The sequence below is a fragment of the Nakamurella panacisegetis genome, assembly GCF_900104535.1.
Lineage (GTDB): Bacteria > Actinomycetota > Actinomycetes > Mycobacteriales > Nakamurellaceae > Nakamurella > Nakamurella panacisegetis.
Genome location: NZ_LT629710.1, coordinates 1753218 through 1771085, shown reverse-complemented (window position 1 = coordinate 1771085; position 17868 = coordinate 1753218). Strand labels below are relative to the sequence as shown.

General features: G+C 68.0%; 16 protein-coding genes, 2 tRNA genes and 1 pseudogene. 10 read left to right on the top strand and 9 right to left on the bottom strand.

Features of this window, described 5'->3' with window-relative positions:
• The first annotated feature begins 210 nt into the window (after positions 1-210).
• The gene (locus tag BLS97_RS07795; RefSeq protein ID WP_090475479.1) at positions 211-942 is read left to right on the top strand and encodes an SDR family NAD(P)-dependent oxidoreductase; all 732 of its coding nucleotides are present in this window, start codon (positions 211-213) and stop codon (positions 940-942) included.
• A 13-nt stretch (positions 943-955) separates the two neighbouring features.
• Here the strand turns inward: BLS97_RS07795 and BLS97_RS07790 are convergent, their stop codons facing one another.
• Positions 956-1861, bottom strand: a complete 906-nt coding sequence (locus tag BLS97_RS07790) for an LLM class F420-dependent oxidoreductase (protein WP_157695278.1) — start codon at positions 1859-1861, stop codon at positions 956-958.
• Positions 1862-1876: 15 nt separating this feature from the next.
• Between BLS97_RS07790 and BLS97_RS07785 the strand changes: the two genes are divergently transcribed.
• Together BLS97_RS07785 and BLS97_RS07780 are read left to right on the top strand one after the other, a co-directional pair.
• Positions 1877-2329: a nuclear transport factor 2 family protein gene (locus BLS97_RS07785; protein ID WP_157695277.1), complete on the top strand. Its 453-nt coding sequence runs from the start codon at positions 1877-1879 to the stop codon at positions 2327-2329.
• Positions 2326-2952: a cysteine hydrolase family protein gene (locus BLS97_RS07780; protein WP_090475476.1), complete on the top strand. Its 627-nt coding sequence runs from the start codon at positions 2326-2328 to the stop codon at positions 2950-2952. The genes BLS97_RS07785 and BLS97_RS07780 overlap by 4 nt, the downstream gene beginning before the upstream one ends.
• Before the next feature lie 46 nt (positions 2953-2998).
• On the opposite strand, the gene BLS97_RS07775 is transcribed toward BLS97_RS07780, so the two are convergent.
• Entirely contained in the window at positions 2999-3790 is a 792-nt protein-coding gene (locus tag BLS97_RS07775; protein ID WP_197676463.1) for an SDR family NAD(P)-dependent oxidoreductase, read from the bottom strand.
• Complete coding sequence (locus BLS97_RS07770) at positions 3787-5001, bottom strand: acetyl-CoA C-acetyltransferase (RefSeq protein WP_090475475.1); 1215 nt, start codon at positions 4999-5001, stop codon at positions 3787-3789. The genes BLS97_RS07775 and BLS97_RS07770 overlap by 4 nt, the downstream gene beginning before the upstream one ends.
• 113 nt (positions 5002-5114) lie before the next feature.
• Between BLS97_RS07770 and BLS97_RS07765 the strand changes: the two genes are divergently transcribed.
• The 4 genes and pseudogenes from BLS97_RS07765 to BLS97_RS24455 form a co-directional block, all read left to right on the top strand.
• Positions 5115-5687 (top strand): TetR family transcriptional regulator, encoded by a 573-nt coding sequence (locus BLS97_RS07765; protein ID WP_197676462.1) that lies wholly within the window; start codon positions 5115-5117, stop codon positions 5685-5687.
• Positions 5688-5771: 84 nt separating this feature from the next.
• Positions 5772-6914, top strand: coding sequence for an acyl-CoA dehydrogenase family protein (locus tag BLS97_RS07760; protein WP_090475473.1), 1143 nt, complete (start codon positions 5772-5774; stop codon positions 6912-6914).
• Complete coding sequence (locus BLS97_RS07755) at positions 6911-7171, top strand: hypothetical protein (protein WP_090475472.1); 261 nt, start codon at positions 6911-6913, stop codon at positions 7169-7171. Before BLS97_RS07760 ends, BLS97_RS07755 begins: the two co-directional genes overlap by 4 nt.
• A gap of 732 nt (positions 7172-7903) precedes the next feature.
• Positions 7904-8173, top strand: a pseudogene (locus tag BLS97_RS24455) (tyrosine-type recombinase/integrase); the annotation flags it as partial.
• 197 nt (positions 8174-8370) lie between these two features.
• Here the strand turns inward: BLS97_RS24455 and BLS97_RS07745 are convergent.
• From BLS97_RS07745 to BLS97_RS07740, 3 genes are all read right to left on the bottom strand, one after another.
• A tRNA-Ala gene (locus BLS97_RS07745) sits at positions 8371-8443 on the bottom strand.
• A gap of 128 nt (positions 8444-8571) precedes the next feature.
• Positions 8572-8691: a DLW-39 family protein gene (locus BLS97_RS23790; protein ID WP_231988414.1), complete on the bottom strand. Its 120-nt coding sequence runs from the start codon at positions 8689-8691 to the stop codon at positions 8572-8574.
• 40 nt (positions 8692-8731) lie between these two features.
• Positions 8732-8805, bottom strand: a tRNA-Ile gene (locus BLS97_RS07740).
• A 126-nt stretch (positions 8806-8931) separates the two neighbouring features.
• Here BLS97_RS07740 and BLS97_RS07735 point away from each other — a divergent pair.
• Complete coding sequence (locus tag BLS97_RS07735; RefSeq protein ID WP_090475471.1) at positions 8932-11844, top strand: AfsR/SARP family transcriptional regulator; 2913 nt, start codon at positions 8932-8934, stop codon at positions 11842-11844.
• Here BLS97_RS07735 and BLS97_RS07730 read toward each other — a convergent pair whose 3' ends face one another.
• Positions 11845-12840 (bottom strand): hypothetical protein, encoded by a 996-nt coding sequence (locus BLS97_RS07730; RefSeq protein WP_090475470.1) that lies wholly within the window; start codon positions 12838-12840, stop codon positions 11845-11847.
• Between the two features lie 145 nt (positions 12841-12985).
• On the opposite strand from BLS97_RS07730, the gene BLS97_RS07725 reads away from it, so the two are divergent.
• Both BLS97_RS07725 and BLS97_RS07720 read left to right on the top strand, forming a co-directional pair.
• The gene (locus tag BLS97_RS07725; RefSeq protein WP_090475469.1) at positions 12986-13324 is read left to right on the top strand and encodes a YciI family protein; all 339 of its coding nucleotides are present in this window, start codon (positions 12986-12988) and stop codon (positions 13322-13324) included.
• A gap of 122 nt (positions 13325-13446) precedes the next feature.
• Positions 13447-14643, top strand: a complete 1197-nt coding sequence (locus tag BLS97_RS07720; protein WP_090481654.1) for an RNA polymerase sigma factor — start codon at positions 13447-13449, stop codon at positions 14641-14643.
• Between the two features lie 85 nt (positions 14644-14728).
• Here BLS97_RS07720 and BLS97_RS23785 read toward each other — a convergent pair whose 3' ends face one another.
• Together BLS97_RS23785 and gyrA are read right to left on the bottom strand one after the other, a co-directional pair.
• A complete protein-coding gene (locus BLS97_RS23785) occupies positions 14729-15301 on the bottom strand; it encodes a DUF3566 domain-containing protein (protein ID WP_231988411.1) in 573 nt (190 codons plus the stop codon).
• Positions 15298-17856, bottom strand: a complete 2559-nt coding sequence (gyrA, locus tag BLS97_RS07710; protein WP_090481649.1) for a DNA gyrase subunit A — start codon at positions 17854-17856, stop codon at positions 15298-15300. The genes BLS97_RS23785 and gyrA overlap by 4 nt, the downstream gene beginning before the upstream one ends.
• Positions 17857-17868: the final 12 nt, after the last annotated feature.

Here is a 17868-nt window from a genome sequence, read left to right as displayed (position 1 = left end):
ATGATCATTTGAGGCCGCGCCGGACTCGGCGCGGGGGTGCAGCTGGCCTGGTGCCGTCGGTCCCGGCCCGGCGGGCCGGCAAACTGTGCGAATCGGACCCCAGCCAAACGACTGGATTCGGGTAATCTAGGACAATTCTTATCAGGAAAGCAAGAGTCTCCTGGAATCTTCAGGACCCTCGGAACTTCGAAACGCTCAGGAGAGAACAAGATGGAACGATTCTCAGGTCGGGTCGCAATGATCACCGGTGGCGCCGGTGGGATCGGCCGCGCCACTGCCGAGCGCATCGCTGCCGAAGGCGGCTCGGTGGTGATCGCCGATATCCAGGACGAGCGCGGGGCAGCCGTGGCGGACGCCCTCGGCGAGCAGGCTGCGTTCATCCATCTCGATGTGGTCGACGAGAACTCCTGGGCCGCCGCCGTCGATGAGGCCGTACAGACCTTCGGCGGCCTTGACATCCTCGTCAACAACGCCGGCGGCGGTCACTTCGAATCCATCGAGAACACCAGCCTGGAGACCTGGGAGCGGGTGATCGCACTCAGTCAGACCAGCGTCTTTCTCGGGCAGCGGGCCGCGGCAGCGGCCCTGAAAGCGAGCGGGCACGGAGCGGTAGTCAACATCAGTTCGATGTACGGCATCGTGGGCGGGGTCGGCAACAGCCCGGCCTACCACGCCGCCAAAGGCGCGGTTCGGATCCTGACGAAGAACACCGCGGTGGCGTGGTGGCGGCACGGCGTGCGCGTCAACTCGGTGCATCCCGGGTTCATCGACACACCGCTGCTCGGCGACCGGACCGCGGCCATGGTCGCGAGCACTCCGACCGTCGGCCGGATGGGCACTCCGGCCGAAGTAGCCGCCGTGATCACGTTTCTGGCCAGCGATGACGCTTCTTTCGTCACCGGCGCGGAATTCGTGGTCGACGGCGGCCACACGGCCACCTGATTTGTACGCAGGATCAGGCGACCAGAGCGTTCAGGCCGGCCATCTCGTCCAGCCGACGCTCCAGGTGGTCGGGGCCCAGCGGCTGGATGTTGATGACGAGCCGCTCCACACCCAGCGAGGCGTAGTACTCGACCACGCTCGGCTCGGTACGTGGGTCGAAGGCATGCAGCACGATCGTCTTCGGGTCGCGGCCGGCCGCCTCGAAGGCGCGCTGCAAATCCGGCAGCCCGTCCCGGATGGTGCGCGGCCCGATCGGCGCCCATCCGTCGGCGTACTCGGCGATGTGCCGGAACAGCTTCGGGCCGGCCGCGCCACCGACGACGACGGGGGGCCCGGGCTGCTGCAACGGTTTCGGCCACATGTACGTCGGTCCGAACTGGACGTGTTCACCCGCGAACGAGGCAAGTTCTTCGGTCCAGAGGCTACGGACGGCGAGCATCTTCTCCCGGGTGACCTCGCGTCGCTGCGTGAAGGGGACACCATGGTCGGTGATCTCGTCGGAGTTCCACCCGAAGCCGATCCCGAACACCATCCGCCCGCCCGACAACTGATCGAGACTGGCGACGGCCTTGGCCAGATAGAACGGGTCGTGCTGCGGAACGACGGCGACGCCGGTTCCGATGGTCAGCCCCGGCGCCGCGGTCGTGGCGGCGGCCAACCCGACGAACATGTCGTGGGTGCGGTAGTACTCCGGTGGCAGGTCGCCACCGCGCGGGTAGGGCGTCCGTCGGGACGCCGGGATGTGGCTGTGGTCCGGCAGGAACATCCCCTCGAACCCACGATCGGCGAGCATCCGCGCGAGCGGAGCCGGTGCGACCGTCTGGTCCGTCGAGAACATCATCACGGCGATGTGCATGTCCACCTCGTAGATCGAAGAATCCGTGCAACTAGTATCATGAATAGGATAGATCTTTTTCAAGGAGGAACGGTGCAAGTGACCGACGTGATCGACCGCGAAGAGATCCGGACCCTACTCACGGTGTATGTGCAGTGCGCCGACACGGGTCGCACCGACCAGATGCTCGCGCTGTTCGCGCCCGACGCCGTGATGGAACCGACCGGTGACCCAGCCTGTCACGGACGTGAGGAGATCCGGGCCTACTTCGAACGGGCCGGCGAGAGTTTCCGCGCGCACATGGCCGTGCCGCTGTTGCGACATCATCTCTCCAGCATCCGCATCGAACTGCCCGCGCCGGACGAGGCGACCAGTACCTCGTACTTCCTGGCCATCACCTCGATCGGCCCCGATCACTGGGGGCGCTACAAGGACAGGCTGGCCAGGACCGCGGACGGCTGGCAGATCGTCCACCGGCAGCTGCTGTTGGAGGGTCGCACCGCCGACGGCTGGCTGGACCGGCACGAAGCAGCCCGGGCGTCGAACCGATGAGCATCGACCGCCGCCTTCGCCCGGACCGGCATCCTGTCCTGCTGGTCTCCGAATGTCAGAACGGCCTCATCAACACCACGTACGCCACCACGATGGCCCCGCTGGCCGTCAACGCTGAGCAGCGGAGCATCGTGCCGAAGATCGCCGCGCTGGCCGAAACCTTCCGCGCGGCAGGGCTTCCGGTTGCCTTCGCGACGATCGTGCCGGCACCCGACTGGGCCGGGTTCGGTACCGCCTCACCGCTGGGTACCCACACCAGGCGCCGCGACCAGTTCAAGGACGGCACCCCACTGCCGGAGCTGCACCCCGGGCTGGGCGTCCACCCGGAGGATCTGATCTTCCCCCGCCGTACCGGGATGACGTCGTTCTACCGCAGCGGTCTAGGCGCGGCCCTCCGTGAGCGTGGCATCGATACGGTGGTGCTGGCGGGGATCTCGTCCAACATCGCGATTCCGGGGACCACCGTGGAAGCGGTGAACCGCGATCTCTCCGTCGTCATAGCGGAGGACTGCACCGCCGGGACCTCCCAGGAGATCCATGATTTCACCTTCAGCTCGATACTGCCGGCACTGGCCACCATCTCGAACAGTATCGACATCGCCGCGGTGATCGCCGCCCGCTGACGCGCCCGTTGCGGGCCGAACTCGTGTAGGGCCCGCACCGAACCCATCAGGTGATGGTGACGCCGCCGTCGACGACGACGGTCTGCCCGGTCAAATACCCGGCGCCGGCGGAGGCGAGAAAGACGACCGCGGCCGCCAGTTCCTCGGCCCTCCCGAAACGACCGGAGATCACACGCCGCAGTTGGGAATCGAGGTAGGCGGCGGAATATTCGGCGGTCATCTCGGAGAGGAAGAACCCGGGAGCAACCGCATTGACGCGGATGCCCTTGCGGCCGGTCCACTGCTGCGCCAGATCCCGGGTGAGCCCGATCAGGCCGGCCTTGGACGCCGTGTACGCAGCTTGGGGCAGCCCAGCCGTGGTGATCCCTAGGACCGATGCGATGTTGATGATGCTCGACCCAGGGGCCATGAACCGCGCGCAGGCCTGCGCCATCCAGTAGGCACCGGACAGATTCACGTCGATGACGCCGCGGAACTCCGCCGGGGTTTCCCGGCTGGCCGGCACCGCCGCAGCGACACCCGCGTTGTTCACCAGGATGTCGATGCGCCCGAATTCCTCGACGGCCGCATCGGCCAGCCGAGCGCACGCGTCCGGATCGCTGACGTCCGTGGCCACCGCCAACGCCCGTCGGCCAACCGCCCGGACGGCGTCACAGGTCTTGGTCAACCGGTCGAACCGGCGGGCGCCGAGCACCACGTCCGCGCCCGCGCGGGCCAGATCCAACGCGATGGCGACCCCCAGGCCGCTCGATGCGCCCGTCACCACCGCCACCTGGCCGGCCAACCCGAAAGTCCTCCGGAGATAGTCGATGTCGGGCTCGTTCGCCGGGGCGGTCACAGCCGTTCCATGATCAGGGCCATGCCCTGTCCTCCCCCGACGCACATGGTGATCAGGCCGGTCGACTTGTCGTGCGTCTCCAGGCTGTTCAGCATCGTCTTCTGCAGACGGGCACCGGTCATCCCGTACGGATGCCCCATTGCGATGGCGCCACCGTTGACGTTGAGCTTCTCAAGATCGATGCCCAGATCGCGATAGGACGGAATGACCTGGGCCGCGAAAGCCTCGTTCATCTCCACCAGATCGATGTCGTCGATCCTCATTCCGGCGTGCGCAAGGGCACGACGGGTAGCCTCGACCGGACCTAGACCCATGATCTCGGGCGACAGTCCGGTCACGCCGGTGGACACGATCCGGGCCAGCGGCCGCAGTCCGAGTTCTCTCGCCTTCGTGTCCGACATGATCACCAGGGCAGCCGCGCCGTCGTTCAACGGGCAGGCGTTGCCGGCCGTGATCCGGCCGTCCGGACGGAACACGGGCTTGAGCGCGGCGAGCGCCTCGTAGGTGGTGCCGGCGCGGGGTGAGTCATCGGTGCCCACGACGGTGCCGTCGGGTGTCGTCACCGGGGTGATCTCGCGGGCCCAGAAGCCGTCTGTGGTCGACTTCTCGGCCAGGTTCTGCGAGCGCACGGCGAACTCGTCCATCTCCTGTCGGGTGATGTCGCGCAGTTCGGCCACGTTCTCCGCCGTGTGTCCCATCGCCAGGTAGAGGTTGGGCACCTCACCGTCCTCGCGCGGGTCACGCCAGGAGCGGTGGTCCGAGATCATCTGCTCCGCACGGGCGGCCGCACGGTCGAATGCCGGATTGAGGGTGTCCGGCCAGTTGTCGGAAGTGCCCTTGACTGCCCTTGACACTGTCTCGACGCCGGCGGACACGAAGACTGATCCCTCTCCGGCCTTGATCGCGTGGAAGGCCATCCGGGTGGTCTGCACCGACGACGAGCAGTACCGGGTCACCGTGGTACCGGGCACCGCATCCCAACCGTTGAGTACAGCCACCGCGCGGCCGAGGTTGTGGCCTTGCTCCCCGCCGGGTAGACCGCAGCCCAGGATGATGTCGTCGATGTCGGCCGGGTCCAGCCCGGGCGCCTGCTCGACGGCGGTACGAACGATGAAGGCGGCCAGGTCATCTGGGCGCATCTCGCGCAAGGACCCTTTGTTGGCACGACCGATCGGCGTGCGGGCGGCGGAAACGATCACTGCCTCTGGCATGTGCTGAACCTCGTCTCTTCTGTGATGAGCAAGCGCTTAGGTGAGCGCGTGCTTATGATGACACCCGATGCCAAGCACTGTCCATCCGACCCGGAAGACCCGAGGACCACCTGATGACCACCACCGTGGCGCAGCAACGACTGCTCGACGCTGCCGTGGAGGCGTTCGCCGAACAGGGCTACCACGGCACCACGACCCGCGACATCGCGTCCAGGGCGCAGCGCAGCCCGGCCGCCGTCTACATCCACCACGAGTCCAAGGAGGATCTGCTCTTCGCCGTCAGCCTGCGTGGCCACCAGGAGGCGCTGGCCGTGCTGGAATCTGCCTTCGGATCGACCGACGATCCGACGGAACGGTTGCAGCGCATGGTGTACGAGTTCAGCCTGTGGCATCTGCGCAACGCCCAGGTCGGTCGGGTGGTGCAGTACGAATTACGGGCGTTGCGCGGCGACCACCGGGAAGCCGTGATCAACCTTCGTCACCGCTTCGAGGAGCTGATGGTGCAAGCTTTGCGGTCCGGCGAGCGGAGCGGCGCTTTCGCGCAGTTGGACGTGGGCGCGGCCGGCCGTGCCCTGCTCTCGCTCGGCATCGACCTGGTCCGCTGGTTCGAGGCGGCACCGGGCCGCGATGCCGAGGCGGTCGCCCGCGCCAATGTTGATTTCGCCATGCGCATCGTCCGCCCCTGACACGGTTGTGCCCTTGCTCGGACAATTCATCGTCACGGCACCTCCCCACCTCATCCGACCCGCAACGCCACGGAAGGGCCCACGATGCATCGGATCTACGACACCGACCACGAGGATTTCCGGGCCACGGTCCGCGCGTTCGTCCAGCGCTCGGTGCATCCGAACACCGGGAAGCACATCGCCGCGAAGGGTCTTCCCCGCGAATTCTGGACGGCCGCCGGGTCGGCCGGCCTGCTGGGTCTGGAGGTCCCCGAAGAATACGGCGGTGGTGGCGCGGCCGACTATCGGTTCAATGCCGTTCTGCTCGAGGAACTCTCGAAGGTCGCCGCGGCCTACCCGAGTTGTGTCGCCGTGCACGCCGACATCACCGCGCCCTACCTGGTGCGCTTGGGCACGCCGGTGCAGCGCACGCGCTGGCTGCCCGGGGTGGTTTCCGGCAAGACGCTGTTGGCGATCGGCATGACCGAGCCGTCGGGCGGGTCCGATCTGGCCGCCCTGCGCACCACCGCCGTCCGCGACGGCGACGGCTGGGTGCTGAACGGATCAAAGACGTTCATCACCAACGGCTATTCGGCCGACCTGGTACTGGTCGCGGCGCGCACGGACCCGGCCCAGCGCTCCCGCGGGATCACCCTCTTCGCGGTACCCACCACCACACCCGGCTTCGACCGGGGCCGCAAGCTCGACAAGGCCGGCCAGGACGAGTCGGACACCGCCGAGCTCTTCTTCACGGACGTCCGGCTCGGCGACGACGCCGTCATCGGCGACTTGAATGGCGGCTTCGGCCACATGGTGAGCAATCTGGCGCAGGAGCGACTTGGCTCCGCCGTGTCGAACGTCGCCCACGCCAAGCAGATCCTGGAGGAGACGCTGGCCTACGCCAAGCAGCGCACAGCGTTCGGTCAGCCGATCGGCTCGCTGCAGCACAACAAGTTCCTACTGGCCGAGCTGTTCACGCAGATCGAGGTGGCCGAGACCTACGTCGACCAGTGTGTGGTCGCCCATTGCGCCGGAAGCCTCACCGCAGTCGGCGCGGCGAAGGCGAAATGGTGGTCATCACAGGCCCAGAACGAGGTGCTCGACCATTGCGTGCAACTGTTCGGCGGCTACGGCTACATGAACGAGTACCGAGTGTCCCGCGCCTGGCGGGATGCACGCGTCACGAAGATCTGGGCCGGCACCAACGAGATCATGAAAGAACTGATCGGGCGCGATCTCGGGCTGTGAAACCACCCTGCCCGACCGCGACGGCGGCGGCCCTGGTCGGCACGGTGACCATGGTGTCGGTTCGGTGGACGGCGCCGGCTACCCGGTCGGGAGCCGGGGCGCAACGTCGCCGCGAAGGCCCATCCACCGTCGGGGTCGATCGTCTTCCGGTGATCCAACCGGCGGCGTCGGAGACCAGCCACACGAACCAGTTCGGCGACACCCTCCATCGCTGGGCCATCGGCATCCGCGACTCGGCAAAGGCGCGCGAAGCGTAGCCGGTGTCGTTCGGAGACGGGCCCGTGTTCGGGCGGTTCGACGAAATCCTCCAAGACCGCCTCGCGCCGACCCGCAACGGTGGGCTGACTCCGAAGCTGGCATGGAAGGGGTTGACCAGGCATCGACGACAGCAGCGATCTTTAGAGTCGTTTGGACTTCTTAATGTTATTTGGATTCAAGGCACCGCCGACCGGCCGTGGGGTCGAGGACGAACAAGGTGTAACGACCGAGCTAGCCGGCCGGAGGTGACCTCGCGCGCTCGAGCCAGGTCCGGTCCGAGGGCATCATCAACGAACACATCGTCCCCAAGCGGGCAAGGTCGGCCTGGCCGACGTCCGGCACATCGACATCCGACGCTGGTGCACCGAGCTCACTCGCAAGGGGCTGGCCGCGGCCATGGTCGACAAGCTGCACCGGGTGTTCACGCAAGCGCTGGATCTGGCGGTGTTGGACCAGCGGATCCCGCGGAACCCGGCCTACGGCGTCAAGATCGCCCGCCCTAACATCAGCCCGCGCCGGTATCTGTCCCACGCCCAAGTGGAGGCGTTCGCCCAAGCGGCCGGGCGGTGGGGTGACGTCATCCGCCCCTCGCGTATACCGGGATCCGCTGGGGCGAGATGGCGGCGCTGGAGGTCGGGTCCATCGACCTGGACCGGCGCCGCACCTCGATCTACCGGACGGTGGTCGACACCAAGGGCGGCCTGGTCTGAAAGAACCCGAAGGGCCACAGCAAGCGGGCGGTGCCGATCCCCGCGTCCATCTTCGACCGGCTGGCCGCGGCGATCGAGGGCCGGCCGGCGGACGAGTTGGTGTTCCGCTCCCCCAAGGGCACGGTGCTGCGCGTCGGCAACGCCCGGCCAACGTGGTGGAACACGGCGGTCGTCGAGGCCGAGCTGCCCGCGGGCTTCCATGCGCACGAGCTCCGGCACACCGCGGCTTCGCTAGCGATCAGCGCCGGCGCCAACGTCAAGGCGGTGCAGCAGATGCCCCGCCACAAGAGTGCATCGCGCACCCTGGACACCTGCGCCGATCTGTTCCCTGACGACCTCGACGCGGTCGCAAACTTTCTCGATTCAGCCCGTCTGACCAGCATGAATCATGGGCGATCACCACAAATTGTGGGCACGGATGTGGGCACCGCATCCGAGCGCGCCAGCCCAAGATCGCCTACACCTAGTCTGATCAGCGAAAACAAGAGTGGAGACGAGGGGAATCGAACCCCTAACCCCCGCCTTGCAAAGGCGGTGCTCTGCCAATTGAGCTACGTCCCCAGACCTCACCCCGGCGGTCCGGCGACCACCGGGGTGAGAAAACTGGGCGACCCGTCCCGGACCGAGACCGGACAAGTCAAAAGCCCGACCGGACACCGCGAACTGCGGGTCTCGGTCGGGCCGGGGTGTTACTTGGCGCCGGTGGCTTCGTCCCAGAGGGCGGCCTCGGCGGCGGCGGCGTCGCGGCGCTTCTTGACCAGCACGAACGCGCCTCCGGCGAGTGCAAGCAGAAGAAGAAGCTTCCTCATGAGCGCCGTCCTTTTCAGTCGGAATACATCGCGAACAACGTGGGCCTGGGAGGACTTGAACCTCCGACCTCTTCCTTATCAGGGAAGCGCTCTAACCGCCTGAGCTACAGGCCCTCACATCACTCACGGCGCCATCTCGGACAGACATGCTCCGAAGGGCGCCGCGACATCTGAGACTACCGTAACCGGCACTACCAGCCAAAATCGCAGGCCACAGGCCACCGTCCTACACTCTCCCACGTGCGGGTCGATGTGCTCGGAGCAGTCGCTGTGACCAACGGCGACCTCAAACTGAGCGGCTTGGAACTCGGCGGCCGCCGGGCCCGCGTCGCCTTGGTCGCACTAGCGCTGGCTGACGGACCACTGCCGGCCGAGCGGTTGGCCGACATCATCTGGGCCGGAGCGCCGCCACCGACCTGGCAGCCCGCGCTGCGCGGCGTCATCCGGGCTCTGCGCACCACCCTGTCCCCCATCGGCCTGGGCCACCAGCAGCTGATCACCACCGAACCCGCGGGTTACGCCCTCCACCCGACCGCCCAGACCGACCTGCGCATCGCCCGCCGCGACCTCGAGAACCACACGGAACTGGACACCCTCACCAAGCTGAACCCTGACGACCTGCTCCCCCAGGAGGACGCCGCCTGGCTGCGCGCGCACCGCGAGGCGATCGACCACATCCGCTCGCGGGCCGCGGAAATCGTCATCACCGACGCCATCACCCGCGGCGATCACACCACGGCTACCCGTACCGCCCGTGACCTCCTGGAACACCGTCCGCTGGATGAACCCGCGCACCGCCTCCTGATCACCGCGCTCGGCGCGGCGGGCGACCGCACCGGCGCGGTCCGGGCCTACGAACACTGCCGGACGCTGCTGGCCGAGCAACTGGGTATCGACCCCAGCACCGAAACCGTTGCCGTCTATCTCCACGCCCTGAGGTCCGAGGCTCCGAGCACCAGCCCCCGGGTGCCGCTCCAACCCGGCGCGTTCGTCGGACGTCAGCGCGAACAGCGGGAACTGGAGACGGCCCTCCACGACCCCGGCCTGGTCACTCTCACGGGTCGCGGCGGTATCGGGAAGTCCAGACTGGCGGCCAAGGCGTCGACCGGGCGTCAGGCCGCCTGGATCACGGTCACTGCCCAGGACGACGAACTGGCTGCGTCGCAGGTCGCTCTGGACCTTCGCCTGACGCTGGGAGACGCCGACCCGGCCACAGCCATCGCTGATCATTTCGCGCCGCTCGGCCGGACCTTGCTCGTGCTGGACGCTTGCGAGAACGCCGGGGACGGCGTCGCGTCTTTGGTCAGCCAGCTCCTCCAGTCCTGCCCGAATCTCACCATCCTGGCCACCAGCCGATCCGCCCTGGGGGTCGACGGCGAACGCGTCCTCCGACTCAACCCGCTGCATCCCATCCATCCGGGCACCGACCTGTTGACCAACCCGCAGGTCCAATTGCTGCTTCACCGGGTCGCCGAGGGGGGCGGCCGAATCACCTTCGACGACGGCATGTCATCGTTGATCAGCGCATTGTGCCAACGCTGCGCCGGTCTACCGCTGGCGCTGGAACTGATCGCCGCCCAGCTCACCGTCATGTCACCCGCCGACCTTCTCGAAGAACTCGCCGACGCCCCGTCCGACCGGCTCACGGCGGTCCTCGAGCACAGCTACGCGCCCCTGCGCGACGACGAGGCGGCAGTGTTCCGGCGGCTGTCCGTCCTACGTGGCCCTGTCGGGCTGCCCCTGATTCGCAGCGTCGTCTCGGACGCCGACGTCCAACCCGTACGTGTCATCCGGATCCTGCGCGAACTGACCGACCGCGCGCTGCTGACCGTCGACCGTGAGGGCCCGCGATGGCGGTACCAGCTGGACGACGACATCCAGACCTTCGCCACGACCAAACTCACCCCCGGCGAACAACAAGCCGCCTTCGGCCGTCTGGCCGACACGATCCGAAGCCTGCTTCCCGACAACGCGACGGCGACGCCGACCGGTTTCGCCGACGCGATCGCCGAGCTCGGCGGCAGCGTACGGTCGCTTCTGGCCGCTGCGGTCGACGGATGCGTCAACCGGGAGCGAGGTCTGGAGATCGCCTTCCGGCTGCACCGGTACTGGGCCGCCACCAACGTCTCCGAGGGCATCTTCTGGCTGTCCCGGCTCCTGGAGCACGCCCCGGAAACCCCTTGGACCGGCCTGGCCAACTTCGCCCACGGATTTCTCAGCTACTGGACCGGTGACGCCGAGAGCGCTTTGCGCATCCTCGACACTGCGGTCCGGCAACTGCGGGGCATCCATGATGATTTCGCCGCCCGTGCGCTGATCTATCTCGGAGGTATCGCCGACGACCTCGACCGGGGGGCCGAGGCGGTCACCTATGTCAAGGAGTCGGTCGCCGTCGCCGATCGGCTCGGCGAGCACAACCTGTACGTCGGGGCGGCCATGGGCGTCGGATCGGTACTGGCCGAACGAGGTGACCCGGCGGCGGCCGATTTCGCCCTGGCCGCGCTCGGGGCCTGCCGGCGCCGTGCCTCGAGCGAGCAGCTGGCCTCCGCCCTCCCGACCGCAGTGATGATCTCCTGGCAGGTCGGCGCCCTGCCCCAGGCCCGCGAACTCCTGGCCGAGGGGTTGACCTTGCACCCGGACGGACGTCGCATCGCGCGGGTCGTCCTCCTCACGGCCGGGTGCGGGATCTCGCTGGCCGACCGCGACGTCGCTCAGGCGATCTCCTTAGGCCGGACCGCCGACGAGATCGCCACCACTCTTGGCGTCGAGCGAGAGTTACCTCTGGTCCGCGCCCTGCTGGCCCGCGCCCTGCACGCCGGCGGACATCGCCGCGACGCCACCGACCGAGCCATCGCCGCCATCCGGGCCGCCCGCGCATTGACCTACGACCATCCGCTGGCCCTCTGCCTGGAGACGACAACGCTTCTCTACCCCGGCTCGCCCGGGCGAGACAGGCTTCTGGCGACCGCCGCGGAACTGCGAGCCAGAGGTGATCGGCCCGCGCCGGCGACCCTCCCCGCCCCCACCGGATCGCCTGATGCAGAACCGATGTCAGCGGAGGAAGCGGCTGCCCTCGCCATATCCACATTGCTCGGCGGCCAGATCGGCACGGACCAACATACGAACGGCATCCTCATCGCTCCCGATCGGTGATCACTGTTTCTGCAACGAAATGCGGACAACGCCGTTGACGATGCTCAACGAATCGAACATCCCCGTCCCGCCGCCGCTGAAGGTGATGCCAACGACGGTCGACCCGGCCTTCGGGGGTTCGATCTTGTCGATCGTCATACCCTTCGCCGGCAGCTGGGCCAGGAAGAAGTTGTAGGCCGCCGAAGCGTCGGCGAAGGTCGTTACGCAGGTCGTGCCCTCGGAATCCACCGTCGTCTTCGAGCCGCTGCAGTCCATCCCCTCAGGCAGTGGCAGCAGGCCGGCCAGGGTGCTGCCCACCGGCAGTACCGAGCCGGACGGCGCCGTGGTCGCCGCGGAGCCACCGGTCGCCGGGGCCGCGACCGTCATGGTTGCGGAGGAGGTTCCGTTGCCGAAGATCTTGTTGCACAACGTCCCGTACTGCTCAGCGATGGTCGTCGCCGCGGCATCCGGGATGTTGGTGACGTCCGCCAGGTCCTTCTTGCCGGCCAGTTCCTTCCAGCCGGTGGTACTGATGCTGCAGAACACCGGGTTGGATGACGTGCCCTCCAGAGCCGTCATCTCCGTGCTGCCCTTCAGGTGCCAGGCCGAGGTGCCGACACCGCCGAACGTGGTGTGATCGGTGCTCCCCTGGTTCAGCAGAGCCATGGTCTGCGCGTCCTCGCCGGCCGTGATCTTGACGCTCAACGTGGTGGCCAGCGTGCCGGCGCTGGAGAACGAACACGCCTTGGTCGTCGCGGTGTTCCACGGCTCCGGGACTTCGATGACGATCGGGACCGTGAAAAACGGCTGTACATCGGCCTTGCTCAGCTTTTGGCACGGATCGACCGCCGTGACGGTCGACCCCTGGTCCGCACTGGTGGTCGGCGACGTCTGAGCCGCGGCCAGCGATGTCGACTCGACCTGCACGTCGGCGGCCGTCGGGCCCGACTTGCTCCCGCACCCCACGAGCACCAACGCGACCCCGGCGAGGGCGGCCGCACCCAGAGATCTGTTCATGGTCGCCAGTGCACTCGGGAGCCGTAACGGCTGGGTAATGCCCCTTCGCGCGATCCGTCCCGAGATTCCGGCCGCCGGGTGTCGGATTCCCCGGCCCCCGATCGTCCTAGGGTGCGTACAGCCCCTGACGAGTAGGAGATCTGCGATGAAGTACCTGATGTTCGTAGCCACTGACACCGAGCCCGACGCCGACCGGAGCGCCGCCCCCGATATCGAGGCCTGGTTCGACGACGTCAACAGCCGCGGGAAGTGGGTCATGGGCGATCGGTTGCGGCCGCGGGAGGACGCGACCACGGTCCGGGTCCGTTCCGGCGAGCTGTTGCTGACCGACGGCCCGTTCACCGAGTCCAAGGAATGGGTCGTCGGGTTCGACGTCCTGGAGTGCGACGACCTGGACGAGGCGATCGAGATCGCGTCCAAGCATCCGATGGCCCACCACGGCCGCATCGAGGTCCGGCCGTTCTGGCCGATGGACGAGGGCTGACCATCACCACCGGCCCGGCGGGTGGCGCCGCTCCTCCGAGCGGCGCCACTCCCCCGCACCCGGCCCAAGCCCTGCGCCAGCCCACGCCCGCGCCCGACGTGGCGGCTGCCCTCGACCGCGCCATGGTCGAGGGCCGGCTGCGCATCGTGGCCGGCCTCATCCGGATCACCGGCGACTGGGAGCTGGCCCAGGACTGCGTCCAGGACGCGGCCGTCCGGGCCCTGGACCGATGGCCGCACGACGGATTGCCCGACAATCCGCTGGCCTGGCTGACCACCATCGCGCAACGGCGGGCCATCGACGTACTGCGGCGGCGGCGCACCGAACGGGAGAAACTTGCCGTCCTGCAACGGCTGAGCGAGCGGGAGCCCACGCAGATGAGCGCATCCGACGATCGCCTGGCCCTGCTGTTCACCTGCTGCCACCCGGCCCTACCCCTGGCCGGCCGCGTCGCGCTCACCCTGAAGACCGTGTCCGGGCTGTCCACCCGGGAGGTCGCCCGGGCCTTCCTGGTCTCCGAGGCGACCATGGGTCAGCGGCTGCTCCGCACCAAGAACAAGATCACCCACGCCGGGATCTCGTTCCAGGTGCCCGCGCCCCACCGGCTGGCCGAGCGGACGGCGGGCGTCCTGGCCGTCGTCTATCTGCTGTTCAACGAGGGGTACTCGGCCACCGAGGGCGACGGCGTCCGGGACGACCTGACGGTCGAGGCGCTGACCCTGTCCGGCCTGCTGGCCGAACTGCTCCCGGACGACGACGAGGTGCACAGCCTGCGGGCTCTCCTGCTGCTGCAGCAGGCCCGGCGAGCGGCCCGGCTGGACGCCGACGGCGACCTGGTCCCGATGGACGAGCAGGACCGCAGCCGGTGGAACCAGCGCCAGATCGGCGAGGGGATCAACTGCCTGCTGGCCGCCCGGGCCACCGGACGCACCGCCGGCCCGTACCGCCTGCAGGCGGAGATCGCCGCCCGGCACAGCACCGCGCCGAGCGCCGACCAGACCGATTGGGCCGGCATCGTGGACTGCTACGACGCCCTGCTGCGGCGGCAGGACTCGCCGGTCGTCGCGCTGAACCGGGCGGTGGCGATCGGCTTCCGTGACGGTCCGGATCCCGGTCTGGCCGCGTTGTCCCAGGTGGAGACGGATCCGCGGTTGTCCGGATACCACCTGGTCCCGGCGGTCCGCGCCGACCTGCTGCGCCGCGCGGGCCGGACCCCGATGGCCCTCGAGGCCTACCGAGATGCCCTGGCCGCGGCCCCGACGGCGGCCGAACGCCGCTTCCTGCGCCGCCGGCTCCGCGAACTGGGCGCGCCGGACTGAGCGTGAGCCGGTCCACACACAAGGGCACCCCACGCAGCAGAATGGCCGGTCACCCGTGGGTGACCGGCCATTCGACGGGAGATGGTTAGTCCCGCTCCCCCAGCGTGATTTCCACGCCGCCGGACATGCCGGCCGCGGCGTTGTAGACGAACGCCGCGATGGTGGACAGGGCCGTGAACAGCACGATGTTGATGGCGCCGATGACCGCCGTCACCAGGAACACCCCGGACGGGGTGATCAGGTCGCCGGTGGTGCCGGTGCCGCTGTCCGGCGTGACCAGCGTCTTGTAAGTGGTGTTGATCCTGGTCCACACGTCCATCGAGCCCAGGGACAGGTAGAGCACGCCGACGGCGATCATCCAGACGAAGAACATCACGATCGCGACGATCAGGCTGATCTTCAGCACCGTCCACGGGTCGACCCGCTTGAGCTGCAACGATGCCAGTCGAGGCGGCCGCCGTGTGCCCTTGGTCTTGCGCGGGGCGGCGGTGGCCGAGGTTCCGCGGTCCGACGAGGCCGACGGCGACGGCGTTGCAGAGCCGTTGGTGCCGACCGGACCGGCCGGAATCGCACCCGCCGGCCGGGCGGGCGCTACCGTGCTCGCCGAAGCCTGGGCCGTGCCGGGCACGCCGGCGGGTGTCGCTCGCGGAGTCGTCACTCCGTACCTCCGTCAGTCTCTGAATCGTTAGCCGAGTCGTCCACCGCACCCGATTCCGTTACCTCAGGCACAGCCGTATCGGTAGAAGACGCGCCGGGACCGCTGGTGGTTGCGCCCCCAACTGGTCCGTCAACAGTTCCATCGACCACCGCATCGTCTCCGGCATCGGCGTTCCGCGCAATGGCCACCAGGCTGTCCTTCTCCTGGAGGTTCATCAAACGGACACCCATGGTCTGGCGCTTCGCCTTGCGGACCTCCTTGGCCGTGGTCCGGATCACACCGCCACCGGAGGTGATGGCGTAGACCTCGGCGTCCAGATCGACGATCAACGCGCCGACCAGCTTTCCGCGACGACGGTCGTACTGGATGGTCAGGACGCCCTTGCCGCCGCGACCCTGGACCGGGTACTCGTCCATCTCCGTGCGCTTGGCGTAACCGCGCGCGGTCGAGACGAGGACATACATGCCCGGGCGGGCCACGTCCATGGACAGCAGCTCGTCACCGGAGTTGAACCGCATACCGAGCACCCCGGAGGTGGCCCGGCCCATCGGCCGCAGCGCCTCGTCGGTGGCGTGGAAGCGGATGGACTGACCCTCGGCGCTGATCAGCAGCAGGTCGTCGTCGGCCGAGCAGAGCACGGCCCCGACCAGCTCGTCGTCGTCGCGCAGGTTGATCGCGACGATGCCGCCTGTGCGGTTGGAGTCGAACGCGGTGAGCTCGCTCTTCTTGACCAGACCACCCTTGGTCGCCAGCACCAGGTACGGCGCGACCTCGTAGTTGCGGATCTGGATGACCTGGGCGATCTTCTCGTCCGGCTGGAACGCGAGCAGGTTGGCCACGTGCTGGCCGCGGGCCGTCCGGTTGGCCTCCGGCAGTTCGTAAGCCTTGGCCCGGTAGACGCGACCCTTGTTGGTGAAGAACAGGATCCAGTCGTGGGTGGAGCAGACGAAGAAGTGGGCGACGATGTCGTCCTGCTTCAGCGCCGCGCCCTGGACGCCCTTGCCGCCACGCTTCTGCGCCCGGTACAGGTCGGTCTTGGTGCGCTTCGCGTAGCCGGTGCGGGTGATGGTGACGACGACGTCCTCGACGGCGATCAGGTCCTCGATCGACACGTCTCCGTCGTAGGGGACGATCTTGGTGCGACGGTCGTCGCCCCACTTGTCGGTGGCCTCGGTCAGCTCGTCGATGATGATCTGCCGCTTGCGGGCGTCGTTGGACAGGATGTCCCTGAGGTCGGCGATGATGACCTCGATTTCGGCCAATTCGTCGATGATCCGCTGACGCTCGAGGGCGGCCAGCCGGCGCAACTGCATCTCCAGGATGGCGTTGGCCTGGATGGCGTCGATGTCGAGCAGTTCGATCAGACCCTCGCGGGCCACGTCGACCGTCTCCGACCGGCGGATCAGCGCGATCACCTCGTCCAGCGCGTCCAAGGCCTTCACGTAGCCGCGCAGGATGTGGGCCCGTTCCTCGGCCTTGTCCAACCGGTACTGGGTCCGGCGGGTGATGACCTCGATCTGGTGGGCCGCGTAGTAGCTGATCATCTGGTCGAGCCGCAGGGTGCGCGGCACCCCGTCGACGATGGCCAGCATGTTCGCGCCGAACGAGGTCTGCAGGCTGGTGTGCTTGAACAGGTTGGCCAGCACCACCTTGGCCACCGCGTCCCGCTTGAGCGTGATGACGATGCGCATGCCGATGCGGTCGCTGGACTCGTCGGCGATGTCGGCGACGCCGGTGATCTTGCCGTCCTTGTGCAGCTGGGCGATGTTCTCGACCAGGTTGTCCGGGTTGACCTGGTAGGGGAGTTCCTTGGCGACCAGGATGGTCCGGCCCTTGGCGTCCTCGTCGATGTCGACGACGGCCCGCATCCGGATCGACCCGCGGCCGGTGCGGTAGGCGTCGGCGATCCCGTCACGGCCGACGATCAGCGCTCCGGTGGGGAAGTCCGGGCCGGGGACGCGCTCGATGGCGGCCTCGGCCAGCTCCTCGGCGCTGGCGTCCGGGTTCTGCAACGACCAGATGACGGCCGAGGCCACCTCTCGCAGGTTGTGCGGCGGGATGTTGGTGGCCATGCCGACGGCGATACCAGAGCTGCCGTTGACCAGCAGGTTCGGGATACGGCTGGGCAGGACCGTCGGCTCGGTGGTCTTCCCGTCGTAGTTCGGGATCATGTCGACGGTGTTCTCGTCGATGCCGGCCAGCATCTGCATGGCCAGCGGCGACATCCGGCACTCGGTGTACCGCATGGCGGCCGCCGGATCGTTGCCCGGGGAGCCGAAGTTGCCCTGGCCGTCCACCAACGGGTAGCGCAGCGACCAGCGCTGGCTCATCCGCACGACGGTGTCGTAGATCGAGCTGTCACCGTGCGGGTGGTAGTTACCCATGACGTCGCCGACGACGCGGGAGGACTTGACCCGGCCGCGGTCGGGCCGGAAGCCGGAGTCGTACATTCCGTACAGCACCCGACGATGCACCGGCTTCAGGCCGTCACGAACGTCGGGCAGGGCACGCGAGACGATGACGCTCATCGCGTAGTCGATGAACGACCGCTGCATCTCCTGTTCGAT

Bases quoted from the DNA above. Each gene is read 5' to 3' on its own strand.
- BLS97_RS07720 (WP_090481654.1), top strand. From the start codon at position 13,447: ATGGTCGAGGGCCGGCTGCGCATCGTGGCCGGCCTCATCCGGATCACC.
- BLS97_RS07795 (WP_090475479.1), top strand. From the start codon at position 211: ATGGAACGATTCTCAGGTCGGGTCGCAATGATCACCGGTGGCGCCGGT.
- BLS97_RS23790 (WP_231988414.1), bottom strand. From the start codon at position 8,691: ATGAGGAAGCTTCTTCTTCTGCTTGCACTCGCCGGAGGCGCGTTCGTG.
- gyrA (WP_090481649.1), bottom strand. From the start codon at position 17,856: ATGCAGCGGTCGTTCATCGACTACGCGATGAGCGTCATCGTCTCGCGT.
- BLS97_RS07730 (WP_090475470.1), bottom strand. From the start codon at position 12,840: ATGAACAGATCTCTGGGTGCGGCCGCCCTCGCCGGGGTCGCGTTGGTG.
- BLS97_RS07770 (WP_090475475.1), bottom strand. From the start codon at position 5,001: ATGCCAGAGGCAGTGATCGTTTCCGCCGCCCGCACGCCGATCGGTCGT.
- BLS97_RS07765 (WP_197676462.1), top strand. From the start codon at position 5,115: ATGACCACCACCGTGGCGCAGCAACGACTGCTCGACGCTGCCGTGGAG.
- BLS97_RS07780 (WP_090475476.1), top strand. From the start codon at position 2,326: ATGAGCATCGACCGCCGCCTTCGCCCGGACCGGCATCCTGTCCTGCTG.
- BLS97_RS07760 (WP_090475473.1), top strand. From the start codon at position 5,772: ATGCATCGGATCTACGACACCGACCACGAGGATTTCCGGGCCACGGTC.
- BLS97_RS07725 (WP_090475469.1), top strand. From the start codon at position 12,986: ATGAAGTACCTGATGTTCGTAGCCACTGACACCGAGCCCGACGCCGAC.